18 protein-coding genes, 22 tRNA genes and 1 rRNA gene are annotated in these 21,569 nt (G+C 42.8%); 4 read left to right on the forward strand and 37 right to left on the reverse strand.

From position 1 onward, the window contains the following. The 5 genes from ERX27_RS10315 to ERX27_RS11435 form a co-directional block, all read right to left on the reverse strand. Nucleotides 1–313: transposase (locus ERX27_RS10315; RefSeq protein ID WP_133432747.1), on the reverse strand; the 313-nt coding region annotated here is incomplete at its 3' end. A 178-nt stretch (nucleotides 314–491) separates the two neighbouring features. Further along, a complete protein-coding gene (locus tag ERX27_RS10320) occupies nucleotides 492–2,654 on the reverse strand; it encodes an RNA degradosome polyphosphate kinase (RefSeq protein WP_133432748.1) in 2,163 nt (720 codons plus the stop codon). Between the two features lie 52 nt (nucleotides 2,655–2,706). After that, a complete protein-coding gene (locus ERX27_RS10325) occupies nucleotides 2,707–4,242 on the reverse strand; it encodes a Ppx/GppA family phosphatase (RefSeq protein ID WP_208001782.1) in 1,536 nt (511 codons plus the stop codon). Nucleotides 4,243–4,267: 25 nt separating this feature from the next. Further along, nucleotides 4,268–5,653, reverse strand: a complete 1,386-nt coding sequence (gene fumC, locus ERX27_RS10330) for a class II fumarate hydratase (RefSeq protein ID WP_133432750.1) — start codon at nucleotides 5,651–5,653, stop codon at nucleotides 4,268–4,270. Between the two features lie 81 nt (nucleotides 5,654–5,734). Then, complete coding sequence (locus ERX27_RS11435; RefSeq protein ID WP_165983152.1) at nucleotides 5,735–5,872, reverse strand: SAS053 family DNA gyrase inhibitor; 138 nt, start codon at nucleotides 5,870–5,872, stop codon at nucleotides 5,735–5,737. A 78-nt stretch (nucleotides 5,873–5,950) separates the two neighbouring features. Here ERX27_RS11435 and ERX27_RS10335 point away from each other — a divergent pair, with 78 nt between their 5' ends. Further along, a complete protein-coding gene (locus tag ERX27_RS10335) occupies nucleotides 5,951–6,325 on the forward strand; it encodes a nuclease-related domain-containing protein (RefSeq protein WP_133432751.1) in 375 nt (124 codons plus the stop codon). Between the two features lie 620 nt (nucleotides 6,326–6,945). On the opposite strand, the gene ERX27_RS10340 is transcribed toward ERX27_RS10335, so the two are convergent. The 6 genes from ERX27_RS10340 to ERX27_RS10365 form a co-directional block, all read right to left on the reverse strand. After that, a complete protein-coding gene (locus tag ERX27_RS10340; RefSeq protein ID WP_133432752.1) occupies nucleotides 6,946–7,563 on the reverse strand; it encodes a 6-phosphogluconolactonase in 618 nt (205 codons plus the stop codon). 276 nt (nucleotides 7,564–7,839) lie between these two features. Then, the gene (nfsA, locus tag ERX27_RS10345) at nucleotides 7,840–8,580 is read right to left on the reverse strand and encodes an oxygen-insensitive NADPH nitroreductase (RefSeq protein WP_133432753.1); all 741 of its coding nucleotides are present in this window, start codon (nucleotides 8,578–8,580) and stop codon (nucleotides 7,840–7,842) included. A gap of 11 nt (nucleotides 8,581–8,591) precedes the next feature. After that, nucleotides 8,592–9,065, reverse strand: coding sequence for a tRNA (uridine(34)/cytosine(34)/5-carboxymethylaminomethyluridine(34)-2'-O)-methyltransferase TrmL (gene trmL, locus ERX27_RS10350; protein WP_133432754.1), 474 nt, complete (start codon nucleotides 9,063–9,065; stop codon nucleotides 8,592–8,594). Next, on the reverse strand, nucleotides 9,055–10,188 hold the full coding sequence (gene queG / locus ERX27_RS10355) for a tRNA epoxyqueuosine(34) reductase QueG (protein WP_133432755.1): 1,134 nt from the start codon (nucleotides 10,186–10,188) through the stop codon (nucleotides 9,055–9,057). The genes trmL and queG overlap by 11 nt, the downstream gene beginning before the upstream one ends. A 70-nt stretch (nucleotides 10,189–10,258) precedes the next feature. Beyond that, a complete protein-coding gene (locus ERX27_RS10360) occupies nucleotides 10,259–10,981 on the reverse strand; it encodes an amino acid ABC transporter ATP-binding protein (protein ID WP_133432756.1) in 723 nt (240 codons plus the stop codon). After that, a complete protein-coding gene (locus ERX27_RS10365) occupies nucleotides 10,974–12,398 on the reverse strand; it encodes an ABC transporter substrate-binding protein/permease (RefSeq protein WP_243715891.1) in 1,425 nt (474 codons plus the stop codon). Before ERX27_RS10365 ends, ERX27_RS10360 begins: the two co-directional genes overlap by 8 nt. A 176-nt stretch (nucleotides 12,399–12,574) precedes the next feature. Between ERX27_RS10365 and ERX27_RS10370 the strand changes: the two genes are divergently transcribed. Continuing rightward, nucleotides 12,575–13,732, forward strand: a complete 1,158-nt coding sequence (locus ERX27_RS10370; RefSeq protein ID WP_133432757.1) for an aminotransferase class I/II-fold pyridoxal phosphate-dependent enzyme — start codon at nucleotides 12,575–12,577, stop codon at nucleotides 13,730–13,732. A 25-nt stretch (nucleotides 13,733–13,757) separates the two neighbouring features. On the opposite strand, the gene ERX27_RS10375 is transcribed toward ERX27_RS10370, so the two are convergent. Both ERX27_RS10375 and ERX27_RS10380 read right to left on the reverse strand, forming a co-directional pair. Continuing rightward, complete coding sequence (locus tag ERX27_RS10375) at nucleotides 13,758–14,804, reverse strand: PTS sugar transporter subunit IIC (RefSeq protein WP_133432758.1); 1,047 nt, start codon at nucleotides 14,802–14,804, stop codon at nucleotides 13,758–13,760. Nucleotides 14,805–14,910: 106 nt separating this feature from the next. Beyond that, complete coding sequence (locus ERX27_RS10380) at nucleotides 14,911–15,720, reverse strand: alpha/beta fold hydrolase (protein ID WP_165983153.1); 810 nt, start codon at nucleotides 15,718–15,720, stop codon at nucleotides 14,911–14,913. Nucleotides 15,721–15,884: 164 nt separating this feature from the next. Between ERX27_RS10380 and ERX27_RS10385 the strand changes: the two genes are divergently transcribed. Further along, nucleotides 15,885–17,156 carry an MFS transporter gene (locus ERX27_RS10385; RefSeq protein WP_133432760.1) on the forward strand — a complete coding sequence of 424 codons (1,272 nt, stop codon included), beginning with the start codon at nucleotides 15,885–15,887 and terminating at the stop codon, nucleotides 17,154–17,156. Nucleotides 17,157–17,169: 13 nt separating this feature from the next. After that, the gene (locus ERX27_RS10390) at nucleotides 17,170–18,102 is read left to right on the forward strand and encodes an ornithine cyclodeaminase family protein (protein ID WP_133432761.1); all 933 of its coding nucleotides are present in this window, start codon (nucleotides 17,170–17,172) and stop codon (nucleotides 18,100–18,102) included. A gap of 39 nt (nucleotides 18,103–18,141) precedes the next feature. Here ERX27_RS10390 and ERX27_RS10395 read toward each other — a convergent pair. The 24 genes from ERX27_RS10395 to rrf all read right to left on the reverse strand — a co-directional run bounded on the left by ERX27_RS10395 (nucleotide 18,142) and on the right by rrf (nucleotide 21,558). Next, a tRNA-Leu gene (locus ERX27_RS10395) sits at nucleotides 18,142–18,223 on the reverse strand. Nucleotides 18,224–18,303: 80 nt separating this feature from the next. Further along, the gene (locus ERX27_RS10400; RefSeq protein ID WP_133432762.1) at nucleotides 18,304–19,332 is read right to left on the reverse strand and encodes a hypothetical protein; all 1,029 of its coding nucleotides are present in this window, start codon (nucleotides 19,330–19,332) and stop codon (nucleotides 18,304–18,306) included. Nucleotides 19,333–19,520: 188 nt separating this feature from the next. Continuing rightward, nucleotides 19,521–19,594 (reverse strand) — tRNA-Cys (locus ERX27_RS10405). Between the two features lie 10 nt (nucleotides 19,595–19,604). Continuing rightward, nucleotides 19,605–19,676 (reverse strand) — tRNA-Gln (locus ERX27_RS10410). A gap of 10 nt (nucleotides 19,677–19,686) precedes the next feature. Further along, nucleotides 19,687–19,759: transfer RNA gene (locus tag ERX27_RS10415), tRNA-His, on the reverse strand. Nucleotides 19,760–19,761: 2 nt separating this feature from the next. Next, nucleotides 19,762–19,835: transfer RNA gene (locus ERX27_RS10420), tRNA-Trp, on the reverse strand. Nucleotides 19,836–19,848: 13 nt separating this feature from the next. Continuing rightward, nucleotides 19,849–19,932, reverse strand: a tRNA-Tyr gene (locus tag ERX27_RS10425). Nucleotides 19,933–19,936: 4 nt separating this feature from the next. Continuing rightward, a tRNA-Thr gene (locus tag ERX27_RS10430) sits at nucleotides 19,937–20,012 on the reverse strand. A gap of 17 nt (nucleotides 20,013–20,029) precedes the next feature. Continuing rightward, a tRNA-Phe gene (locus tag ERX27_RS10435) sits at nucleotides 20,030–20,102 on the reverse strand. A 5-nt stretch (nucleotides 20,103–20,107) separates the two neighbouring features. Then, nucleotides 20,108–20,183: transfer RNA gene (locus ERX27_RS10440), tRNA-Asp, on the reverse strand. 8 nt (nucleotides 20,184–20,191) lie between these two features. Then, nucleotides 20,192–20,265: transfer RNA gene (locus ERX27_RS10445), tRNA-Met, on the reverse strand. Nucleotides 20,266–20,305: 40 nt separating this feature from the next. Beyond that, nucleotides 20,306–20,398, reverse strand: a tRNA-Ser gene (locus ERX27_RS10450). 11 nt (nucleotides 20,399–20,409) lie between these two features. Next, nucleotides 20,410–20,483 (reverse strand) — tRNA-Ile (locus ERX27_RS10455). A 32-nt stretch (nucleotides 20,484–20,515) separates the two neighbouring features. Continuing rightward, nucleotides 20,516–20,589, reverse strand: a tRNA-Met gene (locus ERX27_RS10460). A 23-nt stretch (nucleotides 20,590–20,612) separates the two neighbouring features. After that, nucleotides 20,613–20,688: transfer RNA gene (locus ERX27_RS10465), tRNA-Ala, on the reverse strand. A 25-nt stretch (nucleotides 20,689–20,713) separates the two neighbouring features. Continuing rightward, nucleotides 20,714–20,787, reverse strand: a tRNA-Pro gene (locus tag ERX27_RS10470). Nucleotides 20,788–20,797: 10 nt separating this feature from the next. After that, nucleotides 20,798–20,874: transfer RNA gene (locus ERX27_RS10475), tRNA-Arg, on the reverse strand. Between the two features lie 13 nt (nucleotides 20,875–20,887). Beyond that, nucleotides 20,888–20,976, reverse strand: a tRNA-Leu gene (locus ERX27_RS10480). A gap of 31 nt (nucleotides 20,977–21,007) precedes the next feature. Further along, nucleotides 21,008–21,082: transfer RNA gene (locus ERX27_RS10485), tRNA-Gly, on the reverse strand. Between the two features lie 5 nt (nucleotides 21,083–21,087). Continuing rightward, a tRNA-Leu gene (locus ERX27_RS10490) sits at nucleotides 21,088–21,171 on the reverse strand. Nucleotides 21,172–21,192: 21 nt separating this feature from the next. Further along, nucleotides 21,193–21,265 (reverse strand) — tRNA-Lys (locus ERX27_RS10495). A gap of 5 nt (nucleotides 21,266–21,270) precedes the next feature. Further along, a tRNA-Thr gene (locus ERX27_RS10500) sits at nucleotides 21,271–21,346 on the reverse strand. An 11-nt stretch (nucleotides 21,347–21,357) separates the two neighbouring features. After that, a tRNA-Val gene (locus ERX27_RS10505) sits at nucleotides 21,358–21,433 on the reverse strand. Nucleotides 21,434–21,443: 10 nt separating this feature from the next. Further along, nucleotides 21,444–21,558 (reverse strand): 5S ribosomal RNA (rrf, locus tag ERX27_RS10510). Between the last annotated feature and the right edge of the window lie 11 nt (nucleotides 21,559–21,569).

The following is a 21,569-nucleotide window of genomic DNA, read 5'->3' on the forward strand; positions in this document are numbered from 1 at the left end:
AACTGGAGTGAATCACTTCTTCTTCAGGCGCCATATCCAGAAAAAACTTAAAAGACATATCATAACGTGAGCGTTCCACCACATCAACGTCTGATAAATCAAAAATAACTTTCAGAAGCAGATATTTGAACATTCTGACAGGACTTACGGCACTTCTTCCTTTTGTGATCGAATAATTTTCTATTACTTCATCGTAGATGAATGAAAAATCGATAATGTCTTTCATTCTTCTCAGTTTGTTATTTTTAGGTACAACTATGTCATAAAGGTCTAAATAATTACTGTTTATCTTCTGTGAATCCGGTCTAATCATTGAACGACTCCCCCTGTTTCCTTAAGTTTAAATGATGAGAACAAAATAAAGAACATGAATTTCAAAATTCATGTTCTCTAAAAGATTTTTATTCAATTGCGATTCTACTTTAATTATCAGAATAATCGTAGATTATTAAAGGGGATTTTAAGTGGCCTTGAAATTCGCTGCACTTTTTTTAGCTTCTTCTGATACGTGCACGCACACGGTCAAACAAGCGGGCACGCTTAGACATCATCGGTCTTGGCGGCTCGACTTCTTTTTTGACGAGGCTGCGTTTGTACTGTTTTGCTTCCTGCACCAATTTCTCCTGAGAGTTCGTTGGCTCAAGGTCATTTTTCACGTATTCATATACGCCTTCTTTATTCTGTTCACGAGCTTTCAGATTATCATTCAACTGCAGTGCCAGAATATCTTTCAGTCTTGCCACAATCGCTTCATCCAGCACAGGGAAAAGAATTTCTACACGTTTAATCATGTTACGCGTCATCATATCTGCTGAAGAGAGATACATTCTTTCTTCGCCGTTATGATAGAAATAGTAAATACGAGAGTGCTCAAGGAAACGTCCGACAATACTGATGACGCGGATATTCTCACTGACTCCTGGAATGCCCGGCTTCAGACAGCAGATACCACGGATGATCAGATTGACTTTAACGCCTGCCTGACTCGCTTCAAACAATTTCTTGATAACCGCTTTATCAGTTAAAGAGTTCATCTTCGCGATAATGAGACCATTGCCATTTGCTTGATGAGACGCAATCTCCTGATCGATGTGATCCAGAAACTCATCACGAATTTCAAACGGTGCCACATGCAGTTTCTTATACTCAGGCTTCTCAGAGTAACCGCTTAAGTAGTTAAAGAAGTTCATGGCATCCTGGCCTATTTCTTTATTTGTTGTAATAATACCCATATCAGTATAAATTTTAGCGGTTTTGTCGTTGTAGTTACCTGTACCTAGATGGACATAAGGAACAAGTTCCTCGTTTTCACGTTTAATGACAAGCGTGATTTTACTATGTGTCTTTAAATGTGTCATACCATAGATGACATGACAGCCTGCTTCTTCAAGCATCTTTGCCCAGTGCACATTGTTCTCTTCATCAAAACGTGCTTTCAGCTCGACTAAAACAGTCACCTGTTTACCCGATTCCGCCGCATTTTTCAGCGCTTCGATAATCGGTGAGTCGCTGGATACACGGTAAAGTGTCTGTTTGATTGCGAGTGTATTCGGATCTTCTGAAGCTTCCTTGATAAAGTCGACAATCGGCTGGAACGATTCATATGGATGATGGAAGAAAACATCGCGCTCTTTTGCCGCCTTATAAACATTCTGCTCATTTAATGCAAGCGGTGGTGCTGCTTCGAATGGTTTAAATTCAAGCTGCGGATATTTCTTACCGATCATACCTGCCAGCTGGAAGAGCATCGTTAAGTCAAGCGGTCCGTCGAGTTTGTAAATATCGCGTTCTTCGATATCCAGTTCTTTTGTTAAAAATGAGCCATTGATTGTTGGGTCGTGACGCACATCAATTTCAAGACGGACAGCTGCACCACTTTTTCTTTTCTTAAGAAACTTCTCAATTTCAATCAGCAGATCCTCTGCCCCGTCTTCGTGAATCGTTAAATCGGCATTACGCGTGATTCTAAACGTGAATGTGCGCAGGATTTCAAAACCTGCAAATAAGCGGCCGATAAAGTGTGTGATGATGTCTTCCAGCAGAACATATACGCGGCGCTGGTCATCCTTAATTTCGATGATACGGTTAAGAAGCGCCGGAATTTGAACTATCGCAGACTTTTTAGCACCTGTTGTATCTTTGACATCCACAAAGATGTTCAATGATTTATTCGTTAGTTTAGGGAAAGGACGGTACGCATCAATCCCAAGTGGTGTTAACGTCGGTAAAATTTCAAACTCGAACTTCTGCTTAATGAACTCGTAGTTTTCTGGAGACAGTTCATCAGGCGTTTTGAAGAAAACCTGGAAGCTTTCAAGCTCCTTGAGCAGTTTCTGGTACTGTTCATATTGAATACGAACGTTCTCACGGTTTTTCTCGTCAATCGCAATCAGCTGTTCAGTCGGTGTCATCTGCGTTTTATTTTCACGTTCTGTAAAATTCAGTTTGACCTGGTCTTTTAAGCCCGCTACTCGAACCATGAAGAATTCATCTAAATTTGACGATGCGATAGCTAAAAACTTAAGACGTTCAAGTAATGGATTCTTCATATCCATTGACTCTTCGATGACTCGGTAATTGAAAGCGACCCAACTAACTTCTCGGTTGTTATAATATTCCTTGTTATTTAAATCTATCGTTTTGTTCGTTTCCATTTTAGTCACCTCAACTAAGTCTATATACCTCTACTTATACAGTTATAACGGACTAATGTAAATTTTCTGTAAAGATGATGTTAATTTTTGACTTTGTGATTTTTTCCAGATGCTTTTTCTGACGTTCTGCCTGATATTCCTCTGCAATCGGATCACCTGTGTAATTGATGTACAAGTTCAGATGGTCCTTCTCTTCTTCCAGATATAGCTCTGTCACGACACGCGTATTGCTGACATTCAAAGCATGGGCAAACTTCAGGATGCTGCCCAGAACTTGAATTTCACCTTTTTCTTTATCGCTGAACCAGCCGGTTTCATCCATAAAAAACTTCAACAGGGATTTGCTCTTGTAACTAGCAAGAAGCGCTAATTTAACACGTTCACGATGGGCGATACCATTCAGGCTTGAGTTTGAGATAATGTAGTACGTATGCTGACTGGACGCATCAGAATCGATATAGCTGCCAAGATAGAAAAGATAAGCTGCCTGCAACATCAGTTTCTTCTGCTGTTTGTCGCCTTCAATCAAACCCATTTTCTCCAGTTCAAAATAAAGCAGTTCTGCCAGTTTCTGACGCTGAACGGCATCCTCATGGTTGATGCTGTAACTGTAAGCAAGATTGCGCAGGCTCTCTTTAAACACTTCATTTTTATCAAAAGGGTGCTTATAGTCCTCCTCGAGAATAGACATAGTGATTCCTTCCCGTAAGCCTTTACGCGAGAAGATAAATTCAGTTGCGTTAACTTCCTCGTAAAGAGTCGTGAAGACAATGCCTGACGGTACAATGATATCCTGACGGTCCTTACTTAGACCGTCTAGATCATCCAGCTGTTCCATTGTAGAGCTGATTAGTTTTTTGAAGACATACTCAATATCGTTTTTAGACATAGAATAGCCGTGGACACCTGCTATCGGATATTCAGACAGAGACTGGTGGATACGTGCGAAGTTACGTGCAGAACCGCCAATCGCAATAATAGGGACTTTACGCTGGCCAAGCCATTTAAGTGACTGAAGTTGTTCTTTGACAAATTTTCTAGCCGCTTCGATGGCCTCAGAATCGTTATGAGCTTTACCATTAAAGAATAGTTTCTGCAGTGTGACGACACCAAACGGGAAACTATGTGAGGACTTCAGTTCTTTATCCTCGTAATAGGTGACTTCCGTACTGCCGCCACCGATATCGACTGTTACACCATCTTCGTAGTCGAGCGTATTTACGACCGCATAGAAGCCAAAGTAAGCTTCTTCTTTTTCAGAAATAATACGCATCTTGATACCCGTACGTTCTTCAACTTTATCAATGATTTCAGTGATGTTTTTTGATTGACGTACTGCCGCTGTCGCAACAGGATATAATGCTTCGACATTAAACTTGTCGGCTACTTTCTGGAAGCTTTCAAGTGTATCGCATAAAACATTGATTCCGTTTTCAGCCATCACTTTGTCAGCATCCAGATACTGATAAAGACGAGCAGGTGTTTTAATATTCTGCAGTTCAATAAGTCCTGTTTTTTCTGAGTATTCAAAGATGACTAATCTGATTGTATTTGAACCGATATCTACTAAACCTATTCTTTTCATAATAAACCTCTTCCCTGATTGATACTTATTATTTCGGATGAATCATTTCCTCTGGTTTGATCCAGTCGTTGTATTGTTCTTCAGTTAAATAACCACTTTTCAGGGCAGACTCTTTTAACGTCAGCCCTTCTTTATGTGCTGTCTTCGCGATATAAGCTGCTTTCTCATAACCGATGTGCGGGTTAAGCGCTGTGACAAGCATCAATGACTGATTCAGGTAGTTGGTGATATTCTCTTCAACAGGTTCGATACCTACAGCACAGTTATCATTAAATGAATTCATACCGTCAGCCAGTAAATAAATGGATTGCAGCGTGTTGTACATGATAACCGGTTTAAAGACATTGAGTTCAAAGTTACCCTGACTCGCTGCAATACCGATTACTGTATCGTTCCCCATCACCTGTACAGCAACCATTGTCAGCATCTCACTTTGAGTTGGATTGACTTTACCTGGCATGATAGAAGAACCTGGCTCATTTTCAGGAATCGACAGTTCACCGAGACCTGCACGTGGACCAGAGGCGAGCCAGCGTACATCGTTTGCAATCTTCATCAGGTCTGCTGCAAGTGCTTTTAAGGCACCATGAACGAATGTCACTTCATCATGAGCTGTCAGCGCATGGAACTTGTTCGGTGAAGAAACAAAGTCAAAACCGGTCTGCTTCTTGATTTGTGCTGCCACGCGGTCACCGAATTCCGGATGCGCATTGATCCCAGTACCGACAGCAGTGCCGCCTATAGCCAGATTCAGCAGTTCTTTTTTAGATGTATTCAGCAGTTCCTCGCATTTATCGAGCATGTATCGCCATCCGGAAATTTCCTGACCGAGCGTAAGTGGTGTCGCATCCTGTAAGTGTGTACGACCGATTTTGATAATATGATCGAATTTTTCTTCTTTATCTTTTAATGTGTTACGCAGACGGTCAAGCGCCGGCATCAGTTTCACTTCAATCTCATTGTAAAGTGCAACGTGCATGGCAGTCGGATAAGTGTCATTTGAGCTTTGTGATTTATTGACGTCATCATTCGGGTGGATACGTTCTTCTGAACCTGATTCTGTTAAGTGCTGATTCGCAGCGAAAGCCACCACTTCGTTGACGTTCATATTACTCTGCGTACCGCTTCCTGTCTGCCAGACAACAAGCGGGAAATGGTCGTCCAGACGGCCTGCCAGTACATCGTCACACGCTTTGACGATTGCTTCTGCTTTCGCTTCAGATAATTTGCCCAGTTCTTTGTTGACGACTGCCGCTGCACGTTTCAGATGTGCGAAGCCATAGATGACTTCAATCGGCATTTTTTCTTTGCCGACCGGGAAATTCTGTTTGCTTCGCTGCGTCTGAGCGCCCCAATATTTCTCAGCCGGTACTTCGATTTCACCAAATGTATCGTGTTCAATTCTTACAGACATGTTATTCTCCCCTTAACGTTTTGATACTTCTATTCTACATTAAATAATGTGTACATTCATCACAAAAAAACAGCTGAATCATCAGCTGTCTTCACGCTCGTCTTGTTTGCCGTCGAAGTTATGCTCCTCAGCATTTTGTTCTGAAATCTGTTCCATTTCCTTGCCGAGCTCCACAACATCACTGAAATCTTCAACCATTTCGTTCTCTGGGTTATTCATCTGTATGCCTCCTTAAAATTTGTCAGGCCACTCTTTCAGGGATATATTGTAAACGTCAAATACCTCCAGGAGCGCCTCATGATCATCTACCATTCACGTACCCTCATTCATCAGAATTTAAGCTTTGACATGCTGAAAAATCGTTATGCCTTTGACGTTGAGACGATTGAAAGACAGGAAAGAATAATCAAAGGTTTTAAAGGCGAGTGCCTGGTTGATCAGTTGCTTGATGAGTTCTTTAAGTCATCTGATTGCCTCTATCTCTGTGATCTTCGACTGAATATAGACTTCGAACAACTGCAGATTGATAGTCTTCTCATTTTAGACCATACCGTCATTGTGATGGAAATCAAAAATTACAGTATGGATCTTATTTATCAGAACGGCCATTTCTACCGTCAGTCCGGCGAGAAGATGAATTCATTGAGTTTACAGTTAGGTAAAATTAGGTGACTGATGACTAAACTGATTGGGGACTACGACAGCATCATTGATGTAAAGGTTATGCCTTTCTTTGTCGCAGATAAGTGGCCTGATGCTGGACGGAGATGTCCTCGTGCCAGGTAATTATCAGCATGTCCTGGCACGATATAGAAATGGCAAGCCATCTTATGTGGATTTAGCACGATATCTCGTTTCTTTGAATCAAGTGAATGACTTTGACAGGAAACTAGATATTAATTACGATTTAGTCCGAAAAGGTATCTACTGCGAGAAATGTCACCAGCCACTTGTGAAGATAAGTCAGCGACAGTATAGCTGCGAAAAGTGCGCGCAAGTTTATAGCACTGATCAGGTAGTTATTCATCAACTTAATGTTTACCACCATATATGGGCTGATCGTCCATTAACGGCTAAACAGCTTATGAATGGATGGGTGAGCAAATTAGTTTTCGGACACTGCAAAGGATATTGGCGAAATAATACAGGCGTACGAATAACTACTACCATCTTTAAATAGCCATGTCGCGCCATTCAAACTGTTTTCTGATTCTCAGTGGCGCCGGTTGCACCCCACTCCACCCTTCACTCATAAAAAAATACCAGCTCGTCACGAGCTGGTATTTTTCATCTTATGAAAATACTGAATAGTAGTATTCGCGTACATCTGCTGGTAAACCTTGTGCCGCTTCCCAGTCTAAAATGACTGTAGTCATACGATGTGATTTCAGGTTACCTGCCTCAAAATTCGTGTTTGTCTCACTTGTGCTGTAAAGTTGAGCAATTGCATTAGCTTTATCTGCACCTGTTACAAGTAACACGATTTCTCTTGCAGTTAACAGGCCTTTATCTGAATCAGAATTTACTTCGCGGTAACCAACAGTACCGTCTGCATTAATTGTACCTACAAACATAGTCAGTTTACCTTTGTTTTCTTTTGTTTTCGCTGTTTCTTTAATTTCTTCGTCAATATTAACTGTTTTCTTCACACTGTGAAGCTGATCTTTCACAATACCCATATTCAGAAATTCTGCGCCGGCATTATCATAATCGAATACATGAATCTGGCTTGCATCAACTGGATTGATTGCCATTTCTTCATGTAATTCACGGTAGAAATGATTGTGTTCGTCATTCAATGCAAATACAACGATTGAAGTCGGGTTGTTATTGAACTGTTTTCTTACGATATCCGCTGCATACTGAGAAGCGATACCCTCAGTTTCAAAAATTTTAAAATTCATTGCCATGATGTTTTCCTCCTGAGTCCACTTTTAATAATTCACTTATACCCTTATTAGTATATCATTGAAACATAAGGTTTCACTCTTAATTGTTATGGTATATAATAAAAGTAATTATATTTCAGGAGGTCCTTCTCTTATGAACACATTATTACTTTGCATGGTCGGTTTATCATTCATCGTTGCAATGTTAACAGCTGGTCGTGAATCTAAATACGGTATCCGCGACGAAGAACTTAAAAACTTAAAATAAAAAAAGATTGGCTTCCCGCCAATCTTTTTTTATTGCTGCAGGAATCCCTGTTTCTTCACCACGTCATCTACATCCAGCCGCGTCTTTTCACTCAGCATTCCGACAACCTGCTCACTCCATTTATCAGCCCGCTTACCGTTCGTCCGTTCCCGGTAATAGGCCGCAATGTCCTCGTCATATGCTCTGATCTCTTCAGCATAACTGCTGCTGTCATAACCGTTCTCATGATAGACGTGCTCAAATGGCAGCCGCTCCTTCTGACTGCCCGAGTCAGCAGGATGACCCACAACCATTCCGAAAAGCGGAAAGACATGTGCCGGCAGATTCAGGATATCGATCACCTGCTCCATATCGTTCCGCAGGCTGCCGATATAGCAGATGCCAAGTCCCATACTCTCCGCTGCCATCGCCAGATTCTGCGCGGCCAGCGCAGCATCTACAGTCCCTACCAGAAAACTTTCTGTCGCACCTAAATAGTCATTGATATCCGCACCAAGTTCGTCGCTCATCAGCTGATGGCGGTAGAAATCTGCGACAAATACAAACAAGTGACCATTCTCCTCGACATATGGCTGACCGCTGACTTTTCTTAACGCTGCTTTCTTGTCGGCATCTGTCACGCCCATAATAGAATAGGCCTGCAGGTAGCTTGATGTTGAGGCCATCTGTGCGGCCTCCACGAGCGTCCGGACTTCTCCTTCAGTCAGTTTCTCTTCTGTAAACTGACGGATTGAGCGGTGATTCATTAACTGTCTGATGACTTCGTTCATATTTGCACCTCTTATTTCAAATTTGGATAATCCTGCTGTCTCAGCGCCTCATAGACTAAAATAGCTGCTGTATTAGACAGGTTCAATGAGCGCACATTATCATTCATCGGAATTCTAAGTGCTGTATCCATATATTTTTCTTTTACCCAGTCAGGCAGTCCTGTTGTCTCTCTGCCGAAAATAAAATAATGCTGAACCGACGTATCTGAGTAATCAAATGTCGTATGCGGCTTCTGACCGAACTTCGTCAGCAAGTAGTAATTGCCGCCCGCTGTCTTGTCAAAAAACTCTTCGATGCTGTCATAATAGACAATATTGACAAATTTCCAGTAATCAAGGCCCGCACGGCGCAGCATCTTGTCATCTGTCGAAAAGCCGAGCGGACGGATCAAGTGCAGCGTCGTATCCGTTGCGGCGCAAGTTCTGGCGATATTCCCTGTGTTGGCCGGAATTTCCGGCTGATAAAGTACGACGTTAATTGACATGAATAATCTCCTCTAATCCTTTTAATATTTCATTCTTGACTTCTCTGTCTTCTTCCATCCTGTATCTTTCCTCCAGGAAAGGACGTGCCGCTTCCCCGGCAATTCGACCGAGCGCCCAGTATGCAGTTCCTTTGATGACCGGACGCTCATCTTTCACAGCCACTTCTTTCAGTGTCGGTACCGCACTCTCTTCCTTAAAATGAGCAAGCGCGATAATCGCATTGCGCTGAATCGGCTTCTTGCCACGCCAGCTGCCTGCCAGATAACCATATTCATTCTTGAACATCTTGTTGCTCATGGTCAGGAGCGGTTCAAGTAATGGCTTCAGCTTAAGAGGCTCCAGTATGATGTCATCTTGCGTCGTATTGATGCCGCGGTTCTTCGGACAGACCTGCTGACATGTATCACAGCCGTAGAGCCTGTTACCGATCTTGCTTCTATATTCATCCGGCAGGAAGCCTTTCGTCTGCGTCAGAAAACTGATGCACTTCTGTGAATTAAGCTGACCGTTCCCGACTAAAGCACCGGTCGGGCAGCGGTCTATACAAATGGTACAGTCCAGGCAGCTGTCCAGGACAGGTGCATCTGGCGGCAGCTTGATGGAGGTGAGCAGTTCACCGAGATACGTCCATGTCCCGAGCTCCTTGTTCAGAATAAAGCCATTCTTCGCGGCATAGCCCAGACCCGCGCGCTCTGCTACAGCCCGGTCACTCAGTACACCGGTGTCGACCATCGACAGACACTCCGCCTCAGGCACACGTGACTTGATGAATGCTTCCAAGAGCTGCAGCCGTTTCCTGAGGAGAGAATGGTAGTCCATCCCCCAGGATGACCGTGCGAACATACCGCGTCGCTCTCCGCGGACACTTTTCGGTGCACCGGGCAGTCTGTTAGGATAACCTACTGCTATAGCGATGATCGATTCAGCTGAAGCCACGGACTTCCTCGGATTGATTCTCAGCTCAATATCTGACTCCTCAAAGCCTGAAGCATAGCCCTTCGCATAGTATGCTTCAAGCTTCGGCCTCAGCTCTTCAAACGGCTCCGCTGTCGTAAATCCGATGGCATCGATGCCGATTGTCTTGCTATATGCAATGATCTCCTCTTTCAGCGTTTGAGACATATACTCACCTCCAAATCAATGCAACTATTTTACCACAAAAAAACACAACGCCGGAGCGTTGTGCCTGATTTTATAATACTTTGGATAAAAAGCTTTGTGTTCTTTCATTCTGAGGATTACCAAAGATTTGAGCAGGCGGTCCTTCTTCCTGCACAATCCCTTTATCCATGAAAATCACACGGTCGGCCACTTCTCTCGCAAAACCCATTTCATGTGTGACGACGACCATCGTCATCCCCTCGCGCGCCAGATTCTTCATGACAGCGAGCACATCACCGACCACTTCAGGATCAAGTGCTGAAGTCGGTTCATCAAACAGCATGACGTCAGGATTCATCGCCAGTGCCCGTGCGATAGCGACACGCTGTTTCTGACCACCTGACAGCTGGGACGGATAATTGTCTGCTTTTTCCTTTAAACCGACTTTATCCAGCAGCTCAAGTCCAGTTACTTCAAGGTCTGCTTTACTCCCTTTTTTCAGCAAAAGCGGTGTCATCGTCAGATTATCGAGCACTGTTTTATGAGGAAATAAGTTAAAACTCTGGAACACCATGCCCATCTTCTGACGATGCAGGTTGATATTCGTTTTCTTGTCATTTAACACATTGCCTTCAAAAATAATCTCACCGCTGGTCGGTGTCTCAAGTAAGTTCAGACAGCGGAGAAGCGTTGACTTACCGCTGCCTGAAGGTCCGATGATCGCGACCACTTCACCTTCCTGCACATCTAAATTGATCCCTTTCAGTACTTCAACATGTCCAAAATTTTTATGGAGTTCTTTAACATTAATCACTTACACTCATTCTCCTTTCGAATAAGTTCATCACTCGTGATAAACCAAATGTCAGTAAGAAGTAGACAATCGCCACAATCAGTAACGGTGTAAACGGATCAAACGATGCCCCTTGAACAACCTGCGCATTGAACATCAGTTCGCTTACCCCGATGACAGAGACAATAGAAGATTCCTTGATGACTGTAATGAACTCGTTACCTAATGCCGGCAGAATATTTTTGATTGCTTGCGGCATGATGACTTTATTCATAGCCTGCGCGTGACTGAGACCCAGTGAACGCGCTGCCTCCATCTGTCCTTTATCGACTGCTTTGATACCCGCACGAATAATTTCTGCGATATAAGCACCGCAGTTCAGAATAAGTGCAATCGCACCGCAGACAAATGCCGACAGATCAAGACCGAGTACAGCTGTTGTACCGAAATAGACAAGGAAGACCTGAACTAAAAGCGGCGTTCCGCGGATAAATTCAATATAGACCCAGGCAATCGCCTTTAGAATCTTGTTTGTACTCAGCTTCATAAATGCAAAGATGCCGCCGAATAATGAACCGAGCACTACTCCGAGCAATGAAATCAGAATCGTTGCACCGAGTCCCTGCAGGAAATAAATGCCGTATTTACTTAAAAATGAGCCGTCATCAAACATGGCTTCGTTTGCTTTCTCTTTATAGCCTTCAATCAGCTTCTGATCATTCACCTCTTTGATGGAAGCATTCAATGCGTCGAGGAGCTTCGGTGAATCTTTCGGCAGTGCGATGGCTGTCCCTTTATCAGCATTGCCAAATTCGAGATCTGAATAAGCAAGCTGTGTATTCTGTGAAAGATAGGCATCGGCTACAGGCCCTTCCATAATGACACCGTCAACTTTGCCGGTATTGAGAGACATGATGGCTTCAGGCAGTCGCGTCAATGAAGTCAGGTTTGATTCCGGGAGTTCAGTCTGTGCCAGCTCTTCCTGTGTCGTCTGTTTCTGTGCAGCCACACCTTTACCCTTGAAGTCTTCTACTGTTTTCAACTTCTGCTGATTTTTCTTCTGAACGACCATACGCTGCTTCACCTGCATATACTCATCCGTGAAATCGACTTCTTTTTTTCGCTCAGGAGTCGGACTCATACCGGAGATAATGACATCAATCTTGCCGGTCTTAAGAGAGCCAAGTAGACTATCAAACTGCATATTGACGATTTTCAGTTCCACCCCTAAATCTTTTGCTATTTTTTTAGCCAGTTCTATATCGATACCGACATATTCTCTTTTGCCATTGACTGTTCTTTCAAATTCATAAGGTGCATAATCTGCTGACAGTCCCACTCTTAACTCTCCACGTTTTTTGATGACATCCAGCTGATCTTCTTTCGCTGAAACATGATCGACTGGAAAACCAGTTAGTAACAGCAGTGTAATCAGCATGAATACCCAGACATTTTTCATCTTCAAATCTCGAACCTCCTTAAAAGTATTGTAATAACTATACAATAAGTCTAATATATATACAATAAATAATTTAATATTGCTTTAACGTCTTAAATTATCTATAGTTGTTTTATATTATATTCAGAAAATTCAGAATAAGGAAGGGTTTTTTTATGAAATTGATTAATAAATTTGTTACCGGACTTGAAGTGCCGGGCACCCGTCAATTTTCAAATAAAGTAGCGCTCTATGATAACTGCATTGATTTAACACTCGGACAATCAGGTTTCGCACCTGCAGATTATATTAAAGACGCGATGATCAGAGCGATTTCAGAAGATCAACTTCGCTACACCCATAACAAAGGGCTTCTTGAACTGCGCCAGGCAGTCAGTGACGATATATACAGAAGACTTGGTGTCCGCTATGATGCTGAGACAGAAATCCTCATGACAAACGGTGGTTCTGAGGCTATTGATGATGTCCTCCGTACCATCATCAATCCTGACGATGAAGTCCTGCTGCCGGTTCCGACTTATCTGGGTTACGAACCGGTCATCAAGCTGCTCGGTGCAAAGACAGTGTATGTTGATACAACGCAGACCGGCTTTGTACCGACACCTGAAGCAGTGACTGCAGCAATAACAGATAAGACAAAAGCGATTATCTTTAATTATCCGACGAATCCGACCGGTGTCACTTATACTTATGACCAGATTCAGGCACTGGCAGATGCTTTAAGCGAGACCAGTATCTTTATTATTACGGATGAAATTTATTCAGAGAATGTCTATGACGCCCCTCACCACTCGTTTATGGAATTTAAAGATGTCCGTAATCAGCTCTTTGTCGTCAGCGGTCTGTCCAAGTCGCATGCGATAACAGGTGCACGTGTTGGTTATGTGCTGGCACCCGAAGCACTGATGGAACATGTGACGACCGTCCACCTTTATAATTCCATCTGCGTCGCCACACCTATGCAGTACGGCGCCATCAGTGCTCTAAACCACGGGCAGGAGGACGTTACAAAAATGAACGACGCTTATATTGAAAGACGCAACTACCTGTACGACCGTCTTATCGGAATGGGTTTACCTGTCATTAAACCACAAGGCGCCTTCTATATCTTTCCGGATATATCTGCCTATTCGAATGACTCTTTTCAATTTGCAAATGACTTGATAGAACAAGAGCAGCTTGCTGTCGTTCCTGGTAAATCATTTTCTGATTTAGGTGAAGGCTATATACGTCTGTCTTTTGCCTGTACAATGGAGGAAATCATCGAAGCCTGCGACCGGCTTGAGCGTTTCCTGAATCATTACCAGCAATAAAAAAATCCAGCCGAAAGGCTGGATTTTAAGCTTCCGGCGTAAAACGATAAACTTCGTCACGATAGCCCGGTAATATTTTTTTGAGAATCATATGAATGATAAAGGCCATAGGCACTGGAATAATAAGATAAGCGAATAACAGATTGATGATTCGAGACATCGTACTGCCATCCATCAGTGCAAATGCATTGATCGGTCCAACAAGTCCTGTATAACCGAATCCCGCTGACATCGGCGTCCCTTGAATATTGAAGAAGTAAGTGCAGAGTCCACCGACGATACCGTTCAGAAGAAGCGCCACAAAGATGACGGGGTTCTTGAATAACACAGGCATCATCATTTTCGCAGCCCCAATGACCAGTGTCGTATTAACCCCTTTAGAATTCACGAACCATGAACCGAAGATAAAAGTATAGCAGCAGGCAGCGATGCCAAGATTAGCAGCGCCGCTTCCAAGTCCCGACAGACTGATGACGGTTGCAATCGCAACAAGCGAAATTGGTGACGCCATCAGCATGCTGTAAGTGACGCAGATCAGAATACACATCAATAGTGGATTAAGCGTTGTAAAGTGTTCGACCATCTGGCCTAGAGTACCCGTTACCATGCGAACATACGGCAGTGTCAATAACCCGACGATCCCAGGAATGACACCTGCCAGTACGGGAAGAAAGACGATATTCAAGCTACCCATTTTACTGCCGAGCGCAAGTATAATCGCAACACTTAATGTCACGACAAGCATAATATTGATTAAGTCACCAATACCGACCAGCGTGAATGCGCCATTTTTCATGACAGCAGCGCCACTCCCTACAAAACTGGCACCGGCAACGATAGCTGTCTGCACAGCATTCATCTTAAACTGATAAGCAACCAGCGCACCAATAAAGAGCGATGCACAGAACTGAAACAGCACGAGCGCCTGCGATACTATACTAAGCGCCGGCCAGACTGTAACCAGGTATTTGAACAACTCACCTAGTAAAGCATTCGGAATCAAGGCCACGACAATACCCGTTGCCATACCGTTAATAATATTAAAGAAAAACTGTTTTTTACTTATAGTCATCTTGCACCTCATTTTTCATAATGCATTGATATTAACATGAAAATGGATGCATTTGTAGAGTATTTATGAATGTCTTCTAACAAACTTTAAATCACTAACGAATCTCTTACAATTGATTCACAAACACACCTGCTATTGCTCGGATCAGCTCGTATTCTTCAATCATTGGGTTATGTCCAGTATTAGCAAGCAGCGTCACACTGACATTGGCTTCTTTATTGAAGAAAGAGAGCTGATCTTGATAGCCGACAATATTATCCTGTTTACTTAAAATGACCTGTAGTTTGGTACGGTCTCCAATATCAATCACATCTTCACAACGAAACTGGTAATAGACACTCTCGTCCCGGCGTAATGCCTTCATAAAGGCTTTGTCTGCCTTTTTAATCCCCGGTACAATTAATTCCTGATAACGACGCCATGTGTCCTCGCTGATAACCACAGTTGTATCTGTATATTCATCGTAATAATCCTGATTGTCTTTTACATGAATCTTTTCCTTGATAACAGGTACAAGCTTCTCGCGCATGCGCGCCTTAAACTGGCCTTCTACGACCGGGCATGTCAGAAAAGCATCTGTGATTCGATTCTTCCAGCGATCCATAAGACCTAAACACATATAAGCCCCGTAAGAATGGCCAAACAGAATGATATCCTGCTTCGGAGTCAACGTATCGATAAACGCCATAATAACATCCAACATATCATTCGTCGTCGCAATGCTCTGGGCTGCTTCAGACTCCCCCATACCCGGTAAATCCATATAAATTCTGCGGTACATGGCATCATCAAATAAATCATCATAGAGTAGATAATGGCTGTTCAGTTCTAGTCCATTACCATGAATAAAATAGACGGGCTTACCTCTTCCCGCTTCTTGATAATTAATTTCTATATTTTTAATATTGATTTTCATATCCTCACCTACCATCATATTAGTCAGCAGAAGTTTATACCCGCTCTCACGTTTCGTAACCCAGGAGAAAATAAGAAAAATTGTTTTGACAGAATATTCTTTCAAATATAATATTTAAAATATACTTAAATTAAGTCGTATTTAAATAACAAGGGGATGTTTCAATGAATAAAAAGTTAGAAAGAAAAGTTTTAAGTGCAAGTCTCATCGGCTCTTCGATTGAATGGTTCGACTTTTTTCTGTATGCCTCAGTCGCGAGCGTTATCTTCAGCAAGCAGTATTTCGTAACAGATAATCCGACGCTATCTAACTTAATCGCTTACTTTGGTCTCGCTCTCTCATTTTTCATCAGACCATTCGGCGGTATTTTCTTCGCCCATATGGGAGATAAGATGGGCCGAAAAAGAACGCTCGTTATTACACTTCTATTGATAGGTGTTGCGACAGTTGCTATCGGTCTTATTCCAAATTATGAGACGATCGGTATACTGGCACCTATTCTTCTCCTGCTGTGCCGCTTAGTCCAAGGACTGGGTATCGGCGGGGAATGGGGCGGCGCACTTCTGCTCGCGACAGAATACGCGCCTGCTGAGAAACGCGGCTACTTTGGCAGTGTTCCACAGATGGGCGTCACGATCGGTATGGTTCTTGGCTCACTCGCCTTTTATATAATGACTTCACTGACGACAGATGAGCAATTTGCAAGTTTCGGCTGGCGTCTGCCCTTTATTTTCAGTGGTGTTCTTGTCATATTCGGTTTCCCCATCCGTAAAGGATTAGATGAAACGCCTGAATTCAAGCAAGTGCAAAAAGAAGGGACAGCACCAAAAGTTCCACTTATTCATACACTCAAATATCACTGGAGAGAAGTGCTCGTCACAAGTGGTGCAAAATTTGTTGAGACCGCACCGTTTTATATCTTTGGCACATTTGTGGTGGGCTATGCCACTACTACACTCGGATTAAAATTTGAACATATCATGCTGATTGTCATGACAGCTGCGATTCTCACTACTATTCTGATTCCTTTATATGGTAAGCTGAGTGATAAAGTAGGACGCCGAAAGTTATATTTAATGGGTGCTGCCGCAATGCTTTTATATAGCTTCCCTTATTTCTGGCTTCTGGAACAGAAATCTGTGATTATGGTCCTCTTTGCCACTATTATCGGACTCAGTATCATCTGGTCACCTATTACTGCTGTTCTAGGTACTATGTTTTCTGAAGTATTCTCTAAAGAGGTCCGTTATACCGGTGTGACGCTTGGTTATCAGATTGGTGCTGCATTAGCTGGCGGAACAGCTCCGATGATCGCTGAATATTTAATGAGCAAATTTAATCACACCTATGTACCGGTTGCGATTTATCTAATGATTATTGCAGCTATATCAATTTTTAGTGTTCTGTCAATTAAGAAACAAAAACATTTACTTTAAGCAGGAGGTCAATATGCAACACTTTAGTGATGAGGCTATACAAGAAGTTTACAAAATGTCAGATGCAGTGCGAGATATACATGAACTGCTGATTGATTTAAATAATGATCAGATAATTAACGAAGAACGTACTGTTATCCAGGTGCCCGGCACTGATAATACGGTGCTCTATATGCCCTGCATCAACATTCATAACAAGTATTCAATCCTAAAAACAATTTCTATTTTTCCGGATAATATAAACATTCCAGTTTCTCAAGGAATCACACTGCTGACTGAACTGGAGAACGGTGAACATATTGCAACGCTTGAAAGCAGCTATCTGACGCGTCTTAGGACAGGTGCAATGAGTGCACTCGCAACAGACCACCTGGCCGCTGAAAAAGCTGCCTCACTCGCTATCATAGGAACAGGCGGTATGGCCTACGAACAAGCACTAGGTGTTCTCGCTGTCCGGAAAATCAAAAATATTTATCTCTATAACCGCACGTCAGTAAAAGCAGAACTGTTTAAAGCAAGTTTGGAACAGTCTACTCAAGCAGCTATTACCATCTGTCAGACATCAAGCGAAGCTGTTAAGCATGCTGATATCATTAACTGCGCTACTCGTTCAAATGAACCTGTATTCCACCATGAAGATATCAAATCAGAAGTACATATCAACGGTGTCGGTTCATACTTACCATCTATGCGTGAAATTGATATACAGACTATTCAAGCAGCGGACACCATTGTCATGGATGATAAAGAAGGTGCAATGCAAGAAGCCGGAGAGTTTATCGAAGCTGAAAAACAAGGTTTATTTGATTTCGGTCAGATCCTGTTACTGAAGGACATTGCAATTAGCCAGTCAAATAAAAAAGGAATCACTATTTTCAAGTCTGTCGGTGCAGCCTATTATGACCTGGCTGTCACAGTCGGAGCGTATCAGAAGTTAAAATCATAAAAAAAGACCCTAAACTTGATATTTAGGGTCTTTTCACGATACCACCGGTCGGGGTCGAACCGACACTCCGTGAGGAACCGGATTTTGAGTCCGGCGCGTCTGCCAATTCCGCCACGGTGGCTTATTTAAAAACAATATATTAATTATAATAGAACATAATTTTAACGTCAAGTTTAAAAGAGGCCATGATGGCCTCTCTCATTATTGATAACTGACTGTTACAACTTTATACTCTTTTCCTCTTTTTTCTGCTTTAATCGTTAAATGTTTACCATATTTACGAGTGATCGTATCAATCTTGTACATTTTATTATTAACTTCTTCTTCAAAACTAGATTTTTTCTCATAAGTCGCTCTACCTAGTACTTTTTCATAAGAAGAGAGCTTGATTTGTTCTTCACTATTATTGTTGAAGATAATAGCCTTCACTTTATTTCCTGCAGGCACATTATATTTTAGATTAAGGCCCATGTTTTCACCATAAGCAGAATCTATTCTTTTAATAATCCCTTTCTCTCTATAAACATCATCAGAAGAAGATTCTCCGATAGTTTGAATAACCTCTGCACGAGACATTCCCGGCTTTACTCCAAACAATGTGAATGCGTTATTTTTCATTGCAAGAATTTGTTTAGTTGTCGGCATTTTAATTTCTGCATCTGCAAGTTTTGAATGATTGACCGGAGTTGTTTCTTTTTCATTCACTGAGAAGCCAGTTGCAACCCACTCTCCAGTAGTACGTTCGAAAGAAATTGCTAAATGGTTATATTCTCTGAAGAGAAAATCGTCTTTTATACTTTTAGTGCCATTGTCATAAAGTTCTGTTGAAGTATATTTGCCAAGTGCAGCACTAATATCTTTAAATTTGACTGGTTTCTTTTCATCATAAAAAGAAAGAGAGTTTATTCTAATATTATTGATGTTCTCTTTACGGTTAACAGAATCTCCAGAAAGGCCCACTTTTTTATAGTCTGCACTTAAAATAACACCTTCACTATTTCTACTTTCATACTCATTTTCCGGAGTACCAAGAATCTCTTTCGCTTGACCATAAAGTGTGCCCAGTTTAACACCATTGACAGAATAAGTCCCTTGTTTCAGCTGTTTAACAACTTCTTTATTCTTAAGATCAGGAACAGAAACTTTAGTTTTTTCAGCCGCAAAACTTGTTGCACTTAAACTTGTAGCTAAAAGTGATGTTGCAACCACGCTATACACAACTTTTTTCATAGTGACACTCCCTTTTTCTTTTTCCTATATATTGTAATTCTATCTAATTATATAAATTATTATTAATAAGTTATATAGTATGAATATACTTTTAAGGAAACTTTAAGGTAACAAAAAAACCCACTACTGATGTAGTGGGTAAAATATAAAAAAACAGGATTTATCCTGCATCAGATTAATATATAAAATGGAGGCGCCAACCGGATTTGAACCGATGATAGAGGTGTTGCAGACCTCGGCCTTACCACTTGGCTATGGCGCCTTATGAAAAGCTGGGGTAGCTGGATTCGAACCAACGAGTGACGGAGTCAAAGTCCGTTGCCTTACCGCTTGGCTATACCCCATTAATTAAAGGGCGACTGATGGGAATCGAACCCACGAGTGTCGGAACCACAATCCGATGCGTTAACCACTTCGCCACAATCGCCATGGCAGGGGCAGTAGGAATCGAACCCACATCAAAGGTTTTGGAGACCTCTATTCTACCGTTAAACTATGCCCCTACTATAAAATAAATGGTGGAGGGGGGCAGATTCGAACTGCCGAACCCGAAGGAGCGGATTTACAGTCCGCCGCGTTTAGCCACTTCGCTACCCCTCCGACATGGTGCCGGAAAAAGGACTTGAACCCTCAACCTACTGATTACAAGTCAGTTGCTCTACCAGTTGAGCTATTCCGGCATAATATAATAAAAAGATGGCTCAGGACGGAATCGAACCGCCGACACATGGATTTTCAATCCATTGCTCTACCGACTGAGCTACTGAGCCATACATGGCGGTCCCGACGGGAATCGAACCCGCGATCTCCTGCGTGACAGGCAGGCATGTTAACCGCTACACCACGGGACCACTTAAAATTGCGGGAGGCGGATTTGAACCACCGACCTTCGGGTTATGAGCCCGACGAGCTACCAGACTGCTCCATCCCGCGTTAATAATAAATTATATTGATTTGCTGAAGTAAAAAATAATGGCGGAGGAAGAGGGATTCGAACCCCCGCGAGCCGTTAAGCCCCTGTCGGTTTTCAAGACCGATCCCTTCAGCCGGACTTGGGTATTCCTCCATTATATTAAGTGGACCTTGCAGGACTCGAACCTGCGACCCAACGGTTATGAGCCGTTTGCTCTAACCAACTGAGCTAAAGGTCCTAAATCCAAGGTTTCACTGTTAAAAAAGATAGTGGCGGCAGAGGGGATCGAACCCCCGACCTCACGGGTATGAACCGTACGCTCTAGCCAGCTGAGCTACGCCGCCGATATGTTATTAATAATTTAAAATGGTGGAGACTAGCGGGATCGAACCGCTGACCTCCTGCGTGCAAAGCAGGCGCTCTCCCAGCTGAGCTAAGCCCCCATTTTTTGTGCTTCAAAGAAGTAAGTCGGGAAGACAGGATTCGAACCTGCGACCCCTTGGTCCCAAACCAAGTGCTCTACCAAGCTGAGCTACTTCCCGTAGCTATAAATGGCGCGCCCGAGAGGAGTCGAACCCCTAACCTTTTGATCCGTAGTCAAACGCTCTATCCAATTGAGCTACGGGCGCTAAATAATTTGAATGGTGCCGAGGACCGGAATCGAACCGGTACGGTAATCACTTACCGCAGGATTTTAAGTCCTGTGCGTCTGCCAGTTCCGCCACCCCGGCTAATATGATTAAAATGTTAATTTAAAAATAATGGAGCGGAAGACGGGATTCGAACCCGCGACCCCAACCTTGGCAAGGTTGTATTCTACCACTGAACTACTTCCGCATATATGGTGCGGGTGAAGGGAGTCGAACCCCCACGCCGTAGGCGCTAGATCCTAAGTCTAGTGCGTCTGCCAGTTCCGCCACACCCGCAATTTAAATTTAAAATAATGATGAGCCATAGAGGATTCGAACCTCTGACCCTTTGATTAAAAGTCAAATGCTCTACCAACTGAGCTAATGGCTCTAACATGGTGCCGGAAAAAGGACTTGAACCCTCAACCTACTGATTACAAGTCAGTTGCTCTACCAGTTGAGCTATTCCGGCATAATAAAAAATGGTGGAGGATGACGGGATCGAACCGCCGACCCTCTGCTTGTAAGGCAGATGCTCTCCCAGCTGAGCTAATCCTCCATATAAAAATGCCCGGCAACGTCCTACTCTTGCGGAACGTAAGTCCAACTACCATCGGCGCTAGAGAGCTTAACTTCTGTGTTCGGTATGGGAACAGGTGTGACCTCTCTGCCATCATCACCAGACAGGGTGAGAA

The sequence above is a fragment of the Macrococcus brunensis genome (assembly GCF_004359615.1).
GTDB lineage: Bacteria > Bacillota > Bacilli > Staphylococcales > Staphylococcaceae > Macrococcus > Macrococcus brunensis.

Bases quoted from the DNA above. Each gene is read 5' to 3' on its own strand.
- ERX27_RS10320 (WP_133432748.1), bottom strand. From the start codon at position 2,654: ATGGAAACGAACAAAACGATAGATTTAAATAACAAGGAATATTATAAC.
- fumC (WP_133432750.1), bottom strand. From the start codon at position 5,653: ATGTCTGTAAGAATTGAACACGATACATTTGGTGAAATCGAAGTACCG.
- ERX27_RS11435 (WP_165983152.1), bottom strand. From the start codon at position 5,872: ATGAATAACCCAGAGAACGAAATGGTTGAAGATTTCAGTGATGTTGTG.
- ERX27_RS10335 (WP_133432751.1), top strand. From the start codon at position 5,951: ATGATCATCTACCATTCACGTACCCTCATTCATCAGAATTTAAGCTTT.
- ERX27_RS10340 (WP_133432752.1), bottom strand. From the start codon at position 7,563: ATGGCAATGAATTTTAAAATTTTTGAAACTGAGGGTATCGCTTCTCAG.
- nfsA (WP_133432753.1), bottom strand. From the start codon at position 8,580: ATGAACGAAGTCATCAGACAGTTAATGAATCACCGCTCAATCCGTCAG.
- trmL (WP_133432754.1), bottom strand. From the start codon at position 9,065: ATGTCAATTAACGTCGTACTTTATCAGCCGGAAATTCCGGCCAACACA.
- queG (WP_133432755.1), bottom strand. From the start codon at position 10,188: ATGTCTCAAACGCTGAAAGAGGAGATCATTGCATATAGCAAGACAATC.
- ERX27_RS10365 (WP_243715891.1), bottom strand. From the start codon at position 12,398: ATGCTGATTACACTGCTGTTACTAACTGGTTTTCCAGTCGATCATGTT.
- ERX27_RS10370 (WP_133432757.1), top strand. From the start codon at position 12,575: ATGAAATTGATTAATAAATTTGTTACCGGACTTGAAGTGCCGGGCACC.
- ERX27_RS10375 (WP_133432758.1), bottom strand. From the start codon at position 14,804: ATGACTATAAGTAAAAAACAGTTTTTCTTTAATATTATTAACGGTATG.
- ERX27_RS10380 (WP_165983153.1), bottom strand. From the start codon at position 15,720: ATGAAAATCAATATTAAAAATATAGAAATTAATTATCAAGAAGCGGGA.
- ERX27_RS10385 (WP_133432760.1), top strand. From the start codon at position 15,885: ATGAATAAAAAGTTAGAAAGAAAAGTTTTAAGTGCAAGTCTCATCGGC.
- ERX27_RS10390 (WP_133432761.1), top strand. From the start codon at position 17,170: ATGCAACACTTTAGTGATGAGGCTATACAAGAAGTTTACAAAATGTCA.
- ERX27_RS10400 (WP_133432762.1), bottom strand. From the start codon at position 19,332: ATGAAAAAAGTTGTGTATAGCGTGGTTGCAACATCACTTTTAGCTACA.